Origin of the sequence: Candidatus Chloroploca sp. Khr17, assembly GCF_004138165.1 — a bacterium.
In the GTDB taxonomy this organism is placed as follows: Bacteria; Chloroflexota; Chloroflexia; order Chloroflexales; family Chloroflexaceae; genus Chloroploca.
Window position 1 is genome coordinate 42,306 of sequence record NZ_RYFF01000018.1, and the last position, 14,026, is coordinate 56,331.

A 14,026-nucleotide genomic window follows, 5' to 3' on the forward strand; every position below is an offset into this window, starting at 1 on the left:
TGGCTAGCGCCCTCTAACCCGTCATGAAACCCATAGGCTACTGGCGCAAACAGCCCGCTATGCGGGCTGTTTGCGCCAGTAGCCTACGCTTCCTAGGGGCGTAGACCCCAACCGAGTCAGGCTACGCGTGACCCACAATTCGGACAAAACATCGCCGTCACCGGCATCTGAAAACCACAGGCACCACAGACTTTCGTTGGTGGCGGTGGCGTATACGGGTCTGATGCGGGCGGGGTTTCGTAGCTAATTGGCACCTGTTGCGATGGTGGCGGCGGAGTATATGTCGGTGGTGGCTCGACAAAAACCTCGGTCTGAGCCTGTTTCAGTTCCTCTTCTTTGGCTACCAATGAAGAACGCAACTGATCAATAGCTGCCGAGAGTTCATTCAGACTGGCCGAATGAATCTGTCCAGCCCGCAACAATTCATAGGCCCGCTGCCCCAGTTCGTACATCCGCGTATCAACCTGACGCTGCACTTCATTGACTTCACCCTGCAGCCGTGTCGTCTTCTGAAACTTTTCAGCCTCAAATTTCGCCCGATCAACCCCCTGGGAAATCTGTTTGCTGATCTGATCAAGAAAGCCCATCGGGATACCTCCCTTGTTGTTAAGCTATTTCTGCTTCTGATATGACGACGCTGATCTTCGCCTGGATGCAGCTATTGTAGCATAGCCCTCTAGCCAACCTGAGGCGAGAGATCAGCGAGGCGGTTGCGCAATTGCAGAATCATCGCCGAGTTCCCTCGTTCTTCACCCATTTTGGCAAGTTGATGTTTTTTCTGCGCCAGTTCCGCACAGGTCTGGTAGAAGAGCCGGGCTTCACGACTGCGCCAGCGGGCAAGCAATTGTTTGCGCAACGATGAGGCGGTTTCGTACTGCGCAACACTGATGGTGCCACGCGACGCCTCTTCACGCAGGTAGGTCTTGAGCCAGCGTCGCTCACGCATGAGCGCCCAGATCACGACCCCCAACGCCACCAACCAGCCGATCCAGTCAACTATGAAGAGCAACGCCAACCCGACCACGCCAAGTGCTTCACCAAGCAGCACCGCCATGCCATTATGCAAGGCATGCAAAAAGATCGCAATGAAGAGCCCCAGCAGCGGGAAGAAGATCCGACTGAAGGTTCCGCGCCGCAAGCGCCCCAACGCAAGGCCCATGCCAAAAAAAGCCGTGTAGACAGCATGGCCCCAGCCACCCAGGATCACGCGCACGATAAAGAGCGCAAACATCGACTCGTAGCCGCCATCCTGGTAGCCAAGAAAATAGAGGTAGAGCACATTTTCGGTGGCCGCAAAACCCAGCGCGGTAATCGCCCCATAGACCATCCCATCCAGCACTGAGTCAAATTCGTAGGGCGCAATCAAAAAGATCAGCCCCACCGCAATGCCCTTCAGTACTTCTTCCACAATTGGGGCCAACAGGGCTGTGCCAGTGAATTCAAGCATCAATTCATCAGCAATGAACATCGCAACGCCAACTTCAAGTGCCGAGGTCCAGATGATCGCCCCGATGGTCGCAACGAGCGCCCCCCATAAAAAGGCACCCACCAGGAGACGCATCGGCTCTTTCTCAAAACGATCGAGCCAGTAGACGATCGAGGCATAGAAGAAGGCCGGAATGAAACTCAGCAGTACCGCAATGAGAAACGCCATTACAAGACCCCCTTGGTACTCGGCACAGCACCGGCAAGGCGTGGATCAAAGCGGGTCGCGGCATCAAGTGCCCGCCCGAAGGCTTTGAAGAGCCCTTCGATCTTGTGGTGGTCGTTCCGCCCATAGAGTACCTGCGCGTGCAAGTTCATGCGCCCGTGGATGGCGATGCTCTCAAAAAGATGGAAGATCAGATCGGTGCCAAGTTGACCAACCCGCGGGGTGACAAATTCCGCCTGTACCACACAATAGGGGCGGCCCCCCAGATCGACCGCGACCAGCGCCAGGGCCTCGTCCATTGGCACAAAACTATGCGCGGTGCGCGTGATGCCCCGCCGCTCACCGAGCGCTTGGTCAAGGGCGCGGCCCAGGCAGATGCACGTATCCTCGGCCGTGTGGTGCTCATCAATCTGCAGATCGCCACGGGCGTTGACCGTCAAATCAAAGAGGCCATGCTTCGCCCAGAGCGTCAACATATGATCGAGAAAACCGATCCCTGTGTTGAGCGTGGACGCACCGCTGCCATCAAGGTTGAGGGCCAGCGTAATCTCGGTTTCGCCCGTCGTCCGCGTAATGGTGGCAATACGTTGTTCCATAGGCTTATTCACTACGTTCCAGGCTGCGTTCACGGCTAAACCCCTCGGGGTAGCGTCGGCGCAACTTGGCAATATTCGCCTCCATAATCTCCTCAAGCGTCAAGCCGAGCGCATCAGCCGCCAGCGCCACATACCAGAGCACATCGCCTAGCTCATTGCGCAGGGCTGTTTCATCAAGTGGATGGCCGTGAAAGGCCCATTTCTTGAGCGTATCAGCCACTTCACCGGCCTCGCCACTGAGCCCAAGGGCTGCATTGAGCAACCGGTCGTCACGTTCACGTCCAGGGGCCTCGGTGCGCAGGGCCAGACGCTGGTAGTCATTCGCTTCCATCAGCCGATCACCTCCATCAACTCGTCAAGGACGAGGCGATTGGTACTGATGCCATCGCCACGTTCAATCGTTGCCACACCCTGCCAATCAGTAAAAGTGCCGCCCGCTTCTTCAAGAATTGGCAGCAACGCCGCGTTATCCCAGATATTCATGATCGGATCAAGCGCCACCTCGGCGCGCCCGGTCGCAACGAGCAAATGACCATAACAATCGCCCCACGTCCGAAAGAGCCCACACGCATTGAGGATGCGGGCAAGCGCAGCATCTTTGCCATACTGCTCGTAACCGTGCGCAATCGTCGCAACCACCAGGCTCTCACGAAGGCGACTGACCGACGAAACCCGGCACGGCCTCCCATTCCACCAGCAACCCGCTCCTCGCGCCGCGTACACCATCTCGCCGGTTGCCGGCATATTGACGACGCCCAGCACTGGCTCGTGCTCACGCAAGAGGGCCATCATCACCCCATAGAGCGGCACCCCCCGAATGAAGCTTTTGGTACCATCAATTGGATCGAGGATCCAGCGATAACTGCTCGTCGCCACGCCAGTCAAGCCCTCTTCTTCGCCAAGAATCGCGTGATCGGGATAACGCTCCCTAAGCGCGGCCCGCAGAAAGGTCTCAGTCTCACGATCGGCAATCGTCACCGGCGAATCGTCAGCCTTGCGATCAACCAGCAGATCGCTCTGGAAATAGCGCAGCGTGATCTTGCCCGCCTGCCACGCCAGCCGATGGGCAAAATCAAGCATATCCTGCAACTCGTTGGTCATAGCTTCCTTCCTCATTAGAGATGGTTCGTAGGAACGTTACCGTTTGTGCCGTAGGTAGTGCGGACCTCAGTCGGCTGAGCCAGAAGCCGACTGAAGTCCGCACTACCGTCTAATGGTTTTTAAGCAACAAAACCCGCCTGAGACCTCACCGGTCTTGAAGACCGGTGAGGTCTCACGGCTCGCGGTGCCACTGGCCCGCGAGCCGTGAGACCTCAGGGTGACATGCAGATGGCCTCACACGCACCAGCGGGTTGATACACCTGGGAGCGCGCGGGCGGCCCGCCCGCTTTTGCCCCCGAAGCGGGCGAACTGTCCGCACGCCCAGAGCCAGCCTATACATATCCTACAAGTGGTGCAACGCCTCAAGCAAGATCTCGCTCTGAGCCGGTGTACCGATACTGATGCGAATGTAGTCGCGCAGCAGGCTGGTATGATAGTAGCGCACCAGAATGCCCTGTTGCTCAAGGGTTGCCTTGACCTCGCGGGCACTGCGCCCTTCGACCCGACAGAGAATGAAATTGGCCGCACTCGGCTGCGGATGCAGCCAGGACACTTCGGCAAGCAAGGGCAGCAGCCGTTCACGCTCATTGACCAGACGGGCAACCCGTTCAAGCAGCAATTGTCGATCTTCGAGCGAAGCAAGCGCCGCCGTCTGGGCGGCAACACTCACATTGTAGGGTTGCTTGATCTTCCAGAGGTGCGCGGCAAGCCAACCCGACACAAGCGCATAGCCCACACGCAACCCCGCCAAACCGGCCCACTTGCTAAAGGTGCGCAGGATCACCAGGTTTTCGTAACGGGCGACCCACTCGGCAAAGCCCTGACCAACACCAGCGAATTCGATATAGGCCTCATCAACCACCACCAGCAACGGCAAACGCAGCAACCGCTCCAGTTCCTCGGGGGCAAGCAGATTGCCCGTGGGATTATTCGGACTCGTCAAAAAGAGCACCTTGGCCTGGCTTGTTGCGGCGGTAGCCTCGATGGCGTCAAGATCAAGTTCAAAAGCGGCCCCACGTGGCACCGTGATCACGCGCCCCCCGCAGACCTGGGTATCAAACCGGTACATCCCGAAGGTTGGCTGGCAATCAATGACGGCATCACCCGGATTAAGGCAGAGACGCAGGATCATATCAATCAGTTCATCGGCACCCGCTCCACACACCAGCGCCTCTGCGGGCTGCCCAGTGTAGCGTGCCAGCGCCTGCCGCAACGCCGTATGACCGGGGTCGGGGTAGATATGGTAGTGCTGCTCACTCGTCAGGGCTGTCAGCGCGGCTGGCGAAGGCCCGTAGGGATTCTCATTGGCATCAAGTTTGACCAGTCGCTCGACCGGCAACCCGAGGCGGCGTGCCAACACCTCAAGCGGCAAAATCGGCGTATAAGGCTCGAGATCAGCAATCTCTGTGCGCAACCAGCGAGCAGCAAGTGTCATAGATGTGTCCCATTATCTGTTCTCTTCATCATCGCACGATGCACCCTTAGTATACCATCTGGGCGTCAGGGAGCCTGCGGCCCCCAAGAAAAATGGTTTTGCTGGGGTTCGCTCGTACCGCACAAAACCACATACCATTTCCCGAATTGACATTCTGCCCGCTTCCTGCTACTCTTAGAGAAGAACGGGGCGTGGCTCAGCCCGGTAGAGCACCGCGTTTGGGACGCGGGGGTCGTGGGTTCAAATCCCTCCGCCCCGACCATTTTATCCTCTTGGTGAGGAAGTACCGGCACCGGTGCCAGCGCTGAACAGGCTGGCACCGGTTTTTTTGTGGAGAAACCGATGCCAACCATCTTGCTCGTCGAAGATGAGACAACCCTCGCCGAAACGCTACGCTACAATCTTGAGCGCGAAGGCTACACAGTGCTGACGGCGACCGATGGGGTGCAGGGGCTGGAACTTGCCCGACGAGCACAGCCAGATCTGATGGTGCTTGATATTATGCTACCCCGGCTTGATGGCTTCTCGGTCTGCCGTATTCTGCGGCAAGAGAGTGATCTACCGGTGATAATGCTAACTGCCCGGCAGGATGAGGTTGACCGGATCGCAGGGCTTGAACTAGGGGCCGATGATTATATCAGCAAGCCCTTTAGCCTCGGTGAGTTTCTCGCCCGTGTGCGCGCCATTATGCGGCGCACCGAACGGCAGCCACGTACGTCCGCACGCGAGGTGCTTGAAGCAGGCATTATCAAGGTTGATACAAGTAGCCGCCGAGCCTGGTGTGAGAGTAGCGAATTGACGTTGCCGCAGAAAGAGTTTGATCTGCTCACCTGCCTACTCCGTAACCGGGGCATCGCCCTCTCACGTGACCTCTTGCTCGAACGTGTCTGGGGGCTCGATTTCATTGGTGATAGCCGTACCGTCGACGTCCACATTCGCTGGCTGCGCGAGAAGATCGAACCCGATCCCGCACGTCCACGCTACATCCAGACCGTGCGGGGCATTGGGTATCGCTTTGAAGCCCCGGACGAAACACCGCTATGACCCCGGTTGAACTCGTTCTTGCCATCGCATTATTGGTCAGTCTGGGACTGAGTGCATGGCTCTTCTTCCGTGGCAGGCAAAGAGCAGACCACAAGCCGCAGAACCAGACTTCCCCAAGCAAGGTTGCGCCATTGCGCCAGGCGGTGCCCGAACCTGCCCTGCGTCCTGGGCCAAGTGATCCCATTGACCAGTTGAAGCATCCCCTCTTTCAAGCAGTTGCGGCAACCATTGACGTTGGCCTCGTTGTCGTGGATGGCAACCGTCAGATGCGCTACCTTAACCGCAGCGCCAATGAAACCTTTGAACTAAACCGCCCGGTGCTCGGTCAAGGCTTGATCACCCTGCTCCGTGATCATCAGGCCGATCTGCTGGTTGATGAAGTGTTGCGCGATGGCGAACCACGTCAGATGACCATGAAGCCAATCATCAGCGGGCGCATCTTGCGCCTCTCGTGCAACGCGCTGGAACCAGGTCAACCCGGATCAGGGGCCTTGATCTTGATCCGCGATCTGACCCAGATCAGCATGCTCGAGCGCTCGCGCCGCGACCTCGTTGCGAATGTCTCGCATGAACTACGCACCCCGCTTGCCTCTCTCAAACTCCTGGTTGAGACGGTGCAATCCGAGCCACCACCCGATGTAACACGCCGGATGCTCGGGCAAATGACCGAAGAAGTTGATGCCATCACCCAACTCGTCGACGAACTGCACGAGCTCTCGCAGATCGAATCGGGGCGCGTGACGTTGAAACTGGCCCCAACCCCGGTCAGGCCGGTGATCGAGCGTGCGATCGAGCGCATCAAACCGCAGGCCGAGCGCAAACAGATCGCGGTCTCGGCAGAATATAGTCACGAGGATCTGCCGATCTTGATGGATGGGGATCGCATTGGTCAGGTCTTGCTCAACCTGCTGCACAACGCCGTCAAGTTCAGTTCACCCGGGGGCATCGTCGTCATCTGCACCCACCTCTTGAACAATGACGAAGGCGCGAACAATGGAACCACCAGCACATGGATCGAGATCAGTGTGCGTGATACCGGAGTGGGCATTCCGGCGCAGGATCTGCCGCGCATCTTCGAGCGGTTCTACAAAGTCGATCGCGCCCGTACGCGCAATGCCGGCGGCACCGGGCTCGGCCTAGCGATTGCCAAGCACCTCGTTGAGGGGCACGGCGGGCGGTTGAGCGTTGACAGCATCGAAGGGCGGGGCAGCACCTTCAGCTTTACCCTGCCGACGGCGTAGCATTGCGTTTGATGACAACCATCGTAATATCATCAGACTGATTCTGCCCATTGGCAAAAGCCGTCACACGGGCGAGGATGGCCTGAATAATCTCTTCCGGACTCCGCTGATGATTGGCGATCAAGACTTCAGTCAAGCGCTCATCGCCAAAGAGCTCACGGGCCTGATTCATGGCCTCGGTGATGCCATCGGTATAAAAGAGCAGCACATCGCCGGGGGCCATCACAAACTCTTGCAACTCAAAGGTTGGTTCAGGCACAATGCCAAGCACAATGCCCTGGGCACGTAGCGGGCGTACCGTACGTGTAGCTGCTTGCCACAGCAACGGATAGTTGTGGCCGCCATTGGCAAAACTGACCAACCCGGTATTGATCTCGATGATCGCATAAAAACAGGTCACAAAAAGCCCGGCCCGTGAGTCGGCAAGGATCAGGCGATTCGCCCGCTCGAGCACCTCATCGGGGCGGCGTCCATCAATCGCCGTCGCACGAAGCAGCGTGCGCGAGAGGGCCATAAAGAGGGCCGCCGGCACACCTTTATCGGTCACATCGGCAATCACAACCCCGATGCGCTGTGCCGTCGAGGGGTCGGGCGATTCAGGTGTTGCTATCCGGGTGCCACCACGATAGACAACCGAAGAAGACTGTGCTTGCACAGAAGGGAAAGCGGATAGGGGCGTAGAACGTGCAGGCAACGGAATAAAATCGTAGAAATCGCCGCCAACCTGACGAGCCGCCCGGTAATAGGCCTCGATCTGATAGCCAGCCATGACCGGGCAACAGTTGGGCAAAAAACTCGCCTGGATCTCACGGGCGAGCTCAAGCTCTTGCTCAAGCTTTTCGCGGGCCATAGCCTCATACTGGAGGCGTTCACGTTCAAGGGTCTGCACAAGCAAATTAGAAAGAATGCCAAGCAACTGCGCTTCATCATCAAGAAACTGCCGCGGGCTACGGCTCGCCACCATCAGCGTCCCGACCGGGACGCCACCCAACTCTACCGGTAGCCCAAGATAGCCTTTGAAGTGTTGCTGGCGCAGCAACGGTGGCAACTCAGCCAAGGCCTCATCACTCAAGCTGGTCGTGCGTTCGGGCAAATACCAAAGGTGGGGGCTAGAAGGATCGAGGGGCAACGGCCAGGGTGCATGCGCGGGAAGCTGCCAGCCATGCGCTGCCCGCAGCACCGCACGGCCGGCGAGTTCATCAGCCTCGACAAAAGCACAGGCATCGGCCTCGAGCAAACGGGTTCCCACCCGCGTCAAACGTTGCAGCGCAGGCTCAAGCGACTCACTCATCAAAAGATCCTGCGAGAGGGAGAGCAACGCACGTTGCTCTTGAACCCGACGCACCTTCACCTGTGCGTAGAGATGAAGGCGGGCCATCGCCATTCCGAGCATATGACCCGCGATGGTGAGCAACTGGAGATCGGCAGGCGCAAGGCGCCCCCAGCGCGTTGTGGCGACATTCAACAGCCCCAGCAACCCATCGGTACTGGTGATCGGAACCGAAGCGTGCTGAGCAAGGCCACGTTTATCACCGACGGCATCACGAAGGCGCGAACACTCTAGCATTGCCACCGAGTGTTCGAGTTTACCAGCCTGACAAAGATCCTGGCATGTACAATCGCCATCCCAGGCTGGGCCAGGATAGGCAAGTGCCGGCGGCACATGGTGGCGCGCCGCCAGCGTATAGTGATCGCTCTCGTCTTTGAGAAAAATCCAGCCGGTTGTCAGCCCCATCAGGTCAACAATATGACCCAGGGCAATATCAAGCGTCTCGCGCAGATCCACCGCATGATGCAGTGTCTCGGCCAAAGCACTGAGAATCGCGAGATCATTGTTGCGTTGTTGCCTATCAAAAGGAGGCATGCTCAACTCAACAGCATTACTTCTTGCGGCTAAGTGCGACCCCATCACGCAGCGGCAGGATCACCGACTCGAGCTGGGGATGGTTCATCAAGGTACGGTTGAACTGCTGAATACCACGCACCAGCGGTGGGGCATCCTCTTCAAGCACCTGAGCGCTACAAAGCACATTATCAGCAATGAGTAACCCGCCCGAGCGCAGCAACGGAACACACAACTCAAGCGCCTCAAGGGCATGACCCTCACTCGAAGCACTCCGCAGCACATCAAGAAAGATCAGGTCATAATCATGGTCAAGCGTGGGCATCACCTCGGCCCATTCACCGTGGTGAATGGTCACCCTCTCACTGAGGCCCGCCTGAGCAATCAACTGCGAAGCAAATTCCACCCGATCAGCATGGCGTTCAATCGCCGTCAGATGCCCATCGGTCTGCTCGAGTGCCCGCAACAAATACATTGCGGCATAGCCGGTCGTAATCCCAATCTCAAGCGCCTTGCCGACCTTCATCGAGAGCGCCTGCAAATAAAGAAACTGGCCCTGCACGGGGCCAACCAGCGACAGACCGTGAACACGTGCACGTTCTTCAAGGGTAGCCAGAACCTCATCACGGGGCGGCATCAAATCGAGCAAATAGTCCTCAATCGCAATATTCGTAATGTCGTAACGCAAAAGCTCACCTCACTCTATGCTATGCTTTACTGTTTTTTCAGGCATACGCACCATCCAGGCTTGCCGATGAAACAAGGAACCACGAACAGTCCAGGAACAAAACAGCAACGCTTGGTTGATTTTGTACGCGATGATTGTATCACACTCCGCCCGGATCTGCGTAGGGCCCTGAGGTGAAGTCCTTGGCAGAGTGTGTTATAATGGAAACGTGGTGCCGGGTTGTGTAATGGTAGCACGGCGGACTTTGAATCCGTCTGTCCAGGTTCAAATCCTGGCCCGGCAGCCACTGGATGTTGTCTGACTGGCAGAATCAAAGATGGAGCGTGGAGCACGTGCCCTACGGCATTTCCGATGACCGCCAGTACCGCTGATCACCGACGCAGTGGAGCACCGCTTCGCTGTGTTTCTTTTTTCTTGCTTCTGGTTGTGGATCAGTCATACAGATAAGGAACGAAGTGATGGACGGTCGGCTACTCATCTTTAGCGGATCAGCCAACCCCGAGTTAGCAAAAGAGATTGCAACGTGTCTGCGTATGTCAGTTGGACGTGCGCTGGTTGGTCAGTTTAAGAACGGTGAGACCAGGATCAAGATTCACGATAATGTCCGGGGCTGCGATGTCTTTGTGATTCAACCAACGTGCAATCCGGTCGATCATCACTTGATGGAGCTGTTGCTGATGATCGATGCCCTGCGTCGGGCTTCCGCCAACCGGGTCACTGCGGTCATTCCCTACTATGGGTATGCCAAGCAAGAGAAGAAGACAGCCGGACGTGAGCCTATTTCGGCCAAACTGGTGGCAAACCTGATCCGTATCGCTGGGGCTGATCGGGTATTGACGATGGATCTACACACCCCGGCCATCGAAGGTTTTTTTGATATCCCAGTTGATCACCTGCAAGCTGGACCGCTGCTGGCTGATTATATTCACACCATGAATTTGTCAAATCCGGTTGTCGTTTCGCCGGATGCAGGTGGTGTAGGGCGAGCGAATCGCTTTCGTGAGCGCATGGGGGCGAATCTGGCGATTATTGCCAAACAACGCCCCGAGCCTGATACCTCCGAGGTGCTCGAAATGGTTGGTGAGGTCGAAGGCAAAACAGCGATCATTGTTGATGATATGATCTCAACTGGGGGTACCCTCGTTGAAGCCGCCGAGGCATTGATTGAGCGCGGAGCCAACAAAGTCTATGCCTGCGCAACCCACGGCGTCTTTTCAGCCGATGCCCTCTCAATTATTGGACGCTCGGATCTGATCGAGACCTTGATTACCAATACGATCCCGCAAAGTAGCGAGGCTTCGTCGGCCCGCGTGCGCACGATTAGTGTCGCCCCGCTCTTCGCCGAAGCAATTATGCGTATTCATAAAGATCTCTCGCTGAGCGCCCTCTTTTCATAAGTTTGACCAGTTGAGTGCCCCTCGGAGGGGCGCTTTGCCTGTGCTTCATTGTTGTACACGGCTTGAAGTCGTACCCGCTGCACCGCACTGGCGGCAATTGGTCATTAGCAGAAGGAATGATCTTGTTGGAGGACCCTGGCCCTAGTTTGTTGTTCGTTGGTATCGGCCTCTGCCTTGTGCTGCTGGCCTTTACGTCGGCGGTTGATGCTGCCTTTACCTCGATCAGTCGGCACCGCTTGCATACGCTCCTCGATCAGAGTAGCCCTCGAACGCATCGCACCATTACCCGCTTGCTTGATGATCCTTATCGCTTCAAAACGACGATTCTGCTGCTCAATATCAGTCTGACTATTCTGGCAACCAGTCTGACGCTTGGGGTGGTCGGGTCCTCGAACCTGTGGGCGACGGTCGCCGGCTTGCTCGGCTTGCTGGTCGTGATGCTGACGATGAGCGAAGTGGTACCCAAAGCACTCGCCATACGCAATCCAGCGGCAACGGCACGCCTGCTTGCGGCACCGATGAGTCTGCTTGTCGTTCTCCTAACACCTTTGATTGGCCTCGTCAGTCTGCCCCTCCGCCCACTGTACCGCTGGCTGAGCGGGAAAGACTCGCCAGCCACCCCGCTTGTCACCGAAGAAGAGCTGCGGATGCTGGTGAATGTTGGGGAAGAAGAGGGCTTCATCGAGCACGACGAGCGCGAGATGATCGAGAGCGTTTTTGAATTTGGCGATACGCTGCTGCGCGAGATTATGGTGCCCCGGGTCGATATTGTGGGGATTGAGCTTGAGTCGTCGCTCGAAGAAGCGCTCGATATGGTGAGTAACAGTGGTCATTCCCGCATTCCCGTCTACACCGAGACGATTGACCAGATCGTGGGGATCCTTTATGCCAAAGATCTTATCCCGATCCTCCGCCAGGGCAAACTCGATCAGACGCTTGAAAGCGTGCTCCGTCCAGCCCACTTTGTCCCTGAGACGATGAAGGTCAACGCGCTCCTCGAAGATTTGCAGCACCGCAAGGTGCATCTGGCCGTCATCGTCGACGAGTATGGCGGCACGGCCGGTCTGGCGACCATTGAAGACCTGATCGAACAGATTGTCGGCGAGATCCAGGACGAGTACGATACCGAAGGCCCATCAGTGCAACCACTGGCCGATGGAAGTTATCTTGTCAATGCGCGTGTCCCCATCTACGATATCAACGAGTTACTTGACCTCAGCATCACGTCGACGGCGGCTGAACGCATTGGTGGGCTTGTTTACGAGACCTTAGGACGGGTTCCACGGGTAGATGATGAGATCGTGCTGGACGAATTGACGGTAAGGGTCTTGGCAGTGAAGGGGATTCGTGCCCAGAAACTGCAACTCATCCGCTCCTCGCCGGTACGCGACGAAACGTCCCATACACCGGGCACGCCCGATATTGTTGAGCCTAGTCCACCAGGGATGCCAAGTTCCAGTACCGCAAGGCTTGCCATCTCGATGAGTATCTTGAACGAAGGAGGGAAGCATGACCCTGGTTGACTACGAGGCGCTCGCTACCGCGGCGCAGAACGCCCGCAACCTGGCCTACGCGCCCTACTCACGTTTTCAGGTTGGGGCAGCAGTCTTGACTGCGTCGGGCAAGATCTTTTGCGGCGGAAACATCGAGAACGCGGCCTATCCGTTGACGATGTGCGCTGAGCGCGTTGCCCTCTATAGTGCCTATGCCGCAGGCGAGCGTGAAATTCTGGCGCTGGCGGTGGTCACCGATACCGATGATGTTGCGAGCCCATGCGGGGCGTGTCGTCAGGTAATGATCGAGCTAGCACCACGGTGTGACGTACTACTGCTCAACATGCAAGGCCACCAGCGCTTAACGACACCGCACGCATTGTTGCCGCATAGTTTTGGGCCGAGCCAGCTCGACGAAGCGAACCGCTAGCATCTTGTGCCAACAACAAACGCCGCCCCTAGGGGCGGCGTTTTGGTATTTAAAGCTTTGGCACCTCCAAACACCCAGAGGAACGCACCTACCGTTGCTGCCTTTCGGCCCTGGCGGGGTTTAGCACGTATCTGCCGTTTTTCAGTGCCAGGGGTATTATACCATATTCATGATCATGTTGATAAAAGGAGTAAGATCAGAGCAATGACAGTAGGCATGTGGATAACGTGGATAACGTGAGTGATTCGCCAGCCCGATGCCGCAAAGCACGCTGGGCATAGATTGTGGATAGCCGATCACAAGGTGGGGAAAACTGTTGCTTCTCCTTGCCACAGTGAATTCTGTACACACATCGTCCACGAGTCAAGCGAAGAGTTATCCACAATTGTCGAAAGTTATCCACAGATATGCGCCAGTTATCCACACAATCGTACGCTTTGAATGCTAGGATGCCTGTTCTGGCCCGCCCTTGGGGGGATCATCAAGATCAAGGGTGTTGATGAAATTGCGAAAAATCGACATTGAATCATCATTTAGTTCAGATTCAACTTCGCCTTCAGATTCGCTTTCTGAAGTTCCGGTTGCTTGCTCGCTGATCTCAGCCTGCTCGTCTTCATCAAAAAAGACCCCGGCCTGATCAATCACGTGATCTTCAACAAAAATGGGTACTTCTGTGCGGACAGCCAGGGCTATGGCATCACTCGGCCGAGCGTCGACCTCAACCGTATTCCCTTGTTGTTCAATGACAATGCGCGCAAAGAAGGTGTTGTCCTGGATGTCATTGACAAAGATGTGGGTAATACTACCGCCCAGATCGCCGATGGTTGCTTTGAGCAGATCATGGGTCATCGGGCGCTGCGGCTCGTGGCCCTGGATGGCCATGGCAATGGCATCAGCCTCAAAGGGCCCGATCCATATGGGGAGGTAGCGCTTGCTGTCGGTTTCGCGTAGCACAACGACCCTGTTCTGGGTGAGCAAGCTGACGCGGATACTGTCTACCACGACGCGTATCATCTCCAGGCCTTTCGTCGAAAGAATTGCTGAACGTTTGCCCAACAATGTTATACTTGTGTGGATGTTACCACGTTCTGAAAGGGTACGTCAAGG

The 14,026-nt window shown here is 56.8% G+C and carries 14 protein-coding genes, 2 tRNA genes and 1 other RNA gene; 7 read left to right on the forward strand and 10 right to left on the reverse strand.

Annotation, left to right across the window (positions count from 1 at the left end; translation table 11 throughout):
* Nucleotides 1-116 precede the first annotated feature (116 nt).
* The 6 genes from EKD05_RS12405 to hisC all read right to left on the reverse strand — a co-directional run bounded on the left by EKD05_RS12405 (nt 117) and on the right by hisC (nt 4,783).
* The gene (locus EKD05_RS12405; RefSeq protein ID WP_129673140.1) at nt 117-587 is read right to left on the reverse strand and encodes a zinc ribbon domain-containing protein; all 471 of its coding nucleotides are present in this window, start codon (nt 585-587) and stop codon (nt 117-119) included.
* Between the two features lie 89 nt (nt 588-676).
* Nucleotides 677-1,654 carry a PrsW family intramembrane metalloprotease gene (locus EKD05_RS12410; RefSeq protein ID WP_129673142.1) on the reverse strand — a complete coding sequence of 326 codons (978 nt, stop codon included), beginning with the start codon at nt 1,652-1,654 and terminating at the stop codon, nt 677-679.
* A complete protein-coding gene (gene hisB, locus EKD05_RS12415; RefSeq protein WP_165360714.1) occupies nt 1,654-2,247 on the reverse strand; it encodes an imidazoleglycerol-phosphate dehydratase HisB in 594 nt (197 codons plus the stop codon). Before hisB ends, EKD05_RS12410 begins: the two co-directional genes overlap by 1 nt.
* Nucleotides 2,248-2,251: 4 nt before the next feature.
* Complete coding sequence (locus tag EKD05_RS12420) at nt 2,252-2,578, reverse strand: nucleoside triphosphate pyrophosphohydrolase family protein (RefSeq protein WP_129673146.1); 327 nt, start codon at nt 2,576-2,578, stop codon at nt 2,252-2,254.
* Nucleotides 2,578-3,348 (reverse strand): histidinol-phosphatase, encoded by a 771-nt coding sequence (hisN, locus tag EKD05_RS12425; RefSeq protein ID WP_165360715.1) that lies wholly within the window; start codon nt 3,346-3,348, stop codon nt 2,578-2,580. Before hisN ends, EKD05_RS12420 begins: the two co-directional genes overlap by 1 nt.
* A gap of 343 nt (nt 3,349-3,691) precedes the next feature.
* Nucleotides 3,692-4,783 (reverse strand): histidinol-phosphate transaminase, encoded by a 1,092-nt coding sequence (gene hisC / locus EKD05_RS12430; protein ID WP_129673148.1) that lies wholly within the window; start codon nt 4,781-4,783, stop codon nt 3,692-3,694.
* Nucleotides 4,784-4,968: 185 nt separating this feature from the next.
* Between hisC and EKD05_RS12435 the strand changes: the two genes are divergently transcribed.
* The 3 genes from EKD05_RS12435 (at nt 4,969) to EKD05_RS12445 (ending at nt 7,068) form a co-directional block, all read left to right on the forward strand.
* Nucleotides 4,969-5,045: transfer RNA gene (locus EKD05_RS12435), tRNA-Pro, on the forward strand.
* Nucleotides 5,046-5,125: 80 nt separating this feature from the next.
* Nucleotides 5,126-5,827 carry a response regulator transcription factor gene (locus EKD05_RS12440; protein WP_129673150.1) on the forward strand — a complete coding sequence of 234 codons (702 nt, stop codon included), beginning with the start codon at nt 5,126-5,128 and terminating at the stop codon, nt 5,825-5,827.
* Nucleotides 5,824-7,068, forward strand: coding sequence for an ATP-binding protein (locus EKD05_RS12445; RefSeq protein ID WP_129673152.1), 1,245 nt, complete (start codon nt 5,824-5,826; stop codon nt 7,066-7,068). The genes EKD05_RS12440 and EKD05_RS12445 overlap by 4 nt, the downstream gene beginning before the upstream one ends.
* Here the strand turns inward: EKD05_RS12445 and EKD05_RS12450 are convergent.
* Nucleotides 7,049-8,932 carry a GAF domain-containing SpoIIE family protein phosphatase gene (locus EKD05_RS12450; RefSeq protein ID WP_129673154.1) on the reverse strand — a complete coding sequence of 628 codons (1,884 nt, stop codon included), beginning with the start codon at nt 8,930-8,932 and terminating at the stop codon, nt 7,049-7,051. The two genes, EKD05_RS12445 and EKD05_RS12450, sit on opposite strands and share 20 nt — an antisense overlap.
* A 16-nt stretch (nt 8,933-8,948) precedes the next feature.
* Entirely contained in the window at nt 8,949-9,599 is a 651-nt protein-coding gene (locus tag EKD05_RS12455; RefSeq protein WP_129673156.1) for an O-methyltransferase, read from the reverse strand.
* Between the two features lie 212 nt (nt 9,600-9,811).
* On the opposite strand from EKD05_RS12455, the gene EKD05_RS12460 reads away from it, so the two are divergent.
* The 4 genes from EKD05_RS12460 (at nt 9,812) to cdd (ending at nt 12,919) form a co-directional block, all read left to right on the forward strand.
* Nucleotides 9,812-9,885 (forward strand) — tRNA-Gln (locus tag EKD05_RS12460).
* Between the two features lie 172 nt (nt 9,886-10,057).
* Nucleotides 10,058-10,996, forward strand: coding sequence for a ribose-phosphate pyrophosphokinase (locus tag EKD05_RS12465; RefSeq protein ID WP_129673158.1), 939 nt, complete (start codon nt 10,058-10,060; stop codon nt 10,994-10,996).
* A gap of 116 nt (nt 10,997-11,112) precedes the next feature.
* Nucleotides 11,113-12,519, forward strand: a complete 1,407-nt coding sequence (locus tag EKD05_RS12470; RefSeq protein ID WP_240695764.1) for a hemolysin family protein — start codon at nt 11,113-11,115, stop codon at nt 12,517-12,519.
* The gene (cdd, locus tag EKD05_RS12475) at nt 12,506-12,919 is read left to right on the forward strand and encodes a cytidine deaminase (RefSeq protein WP_129673160.1); all 414 of its coding nucleotides are present in this window, start codon (nt 12,506-12,508) and stop codon (nt 12,917-12,919) included. The genes EKD05_RS12470 and cdd overlap by 14 nt, the downstream gene beginning before the upstream one ends.
* Nucleotides 12,920-12,971: 52 nt before the next feature.
* Here cdd and ffs read toward each other — a convergent pair.
* An RNA gene (gene ffs, locus EKD05_RS12480) (signal recognition particle sRNA small type) lies at nt 12,972-13,072 on the reverse strand.
* Between the two features lie 291 nt (nt 13,073-13,363).
* Nucleotides 13,364-13,933 carry a bifunctional nuclease family protein gene (locus tag EKD05_RS12485; protein WP_129673162.1) on the reverse strand — a complete coding sequence of 190 codons (570 nt, stop codon included), beginning with the start codon at nt 13,931-13,933 and terminating at the stop codon, nt 13,364-13,366.
* Nucleotides 13,934-14,026: the final 93 nt, after the last annotated feature.

Excerpts from the sequence above, each read along its gene's own strand:
- EKD05_RS12465 (WP_129673158.1), top strand. The coding sequence starts at position 10,058 with ATGGACGGTCGGCTACTCATCTTTAGCGGATCAGCCAACCCCGAGTTA.
- hisB (WP_165360714.1), bottom strand. The coding sequence starts at position 2,247 with ATGGAACAACGTATTGCCACCATTACGCGGACGACGGGCGAAACCGAG.
- cdd (WP_129673160.1), top strand. The coding sequence starts at position 12,506 with ATGACCCTGGTTGACTACGAGGCGCTCGCTACCGCGGCGCAGAACGCC.
- EKD05_RS12485 (WP_129673162.1), bottom strand. The coding sequence starts at position 13,933 with ATGATACGCGTCGTGGTAGACAGTATCCGCGTCAGCTTGCTCACCCAG.
- EKD05_RS12405 (WP_129673140.1), bottom strand. The coding sequence starts at position 587 with ATGGGCTTTCTTGATCAGATCAGCAAACAGATTTCCCAGGGGGTTGAT.
- EKD05_RS12440 (WP_129673150.1), top strand. The coding sequence starts at position 5,126 with ATGCCAACCATCTTGCTCGTCGAAGATGAGACAACCCTCGCCGAAACG.
- hisN (WP_165360715.1), bottom strand. The coding sequence starts at position 3,348 with ATGACCAACGAGTTGCAGGATATGCTTGATTTTGCCCATCGGCTGGCG.
- EKD05_RS12410 (WP_129673142.1), bottom strand. The coding sequence starts at position 1,654 with ATGGCGTTTCTCATTGCGGTACTGCTGAGTTTCATTCCGGCCTTCTTC.
- EKD05_RS12470 (WP_240695764.1), top strand. The coding sequence starts at position 11,113 with ATGATCTTGTTGGAGGACCCTGGCCCTAGTTTGTTGTTCGTTGGTATC.
- EKD05_RS12420 (WP_129673146.1), bottom strand. The coding sequence starts at position 2,578 with ATGGAAGCGAATGACTACCAGCGTCTGGCCCTGCGCACCGAGGCCCCT.
- EKD05_RS12450 (WP_129673154.1), bottom strand. The coding sequence starts at position 8,932 with ATGCCTCCTTTTGATAGGCAACAACGCAACAATGATCTCGCGATTCTC.
- EKD05_RS12445 (WP_129673152.1), top strand. The coding sequence starts at position 5,824 with ATGACCCCGGTTGAACTCGTTCTTGCCATCGCATTATTGGTCAGTCTG.
- hisC (WP_129673148.1), bottom strand. The coding sequence starts at position 4,783 with ATGACACTTGCTGCTCGCTGGTTGCGCACAGAGATTGCTGATCTCGAG.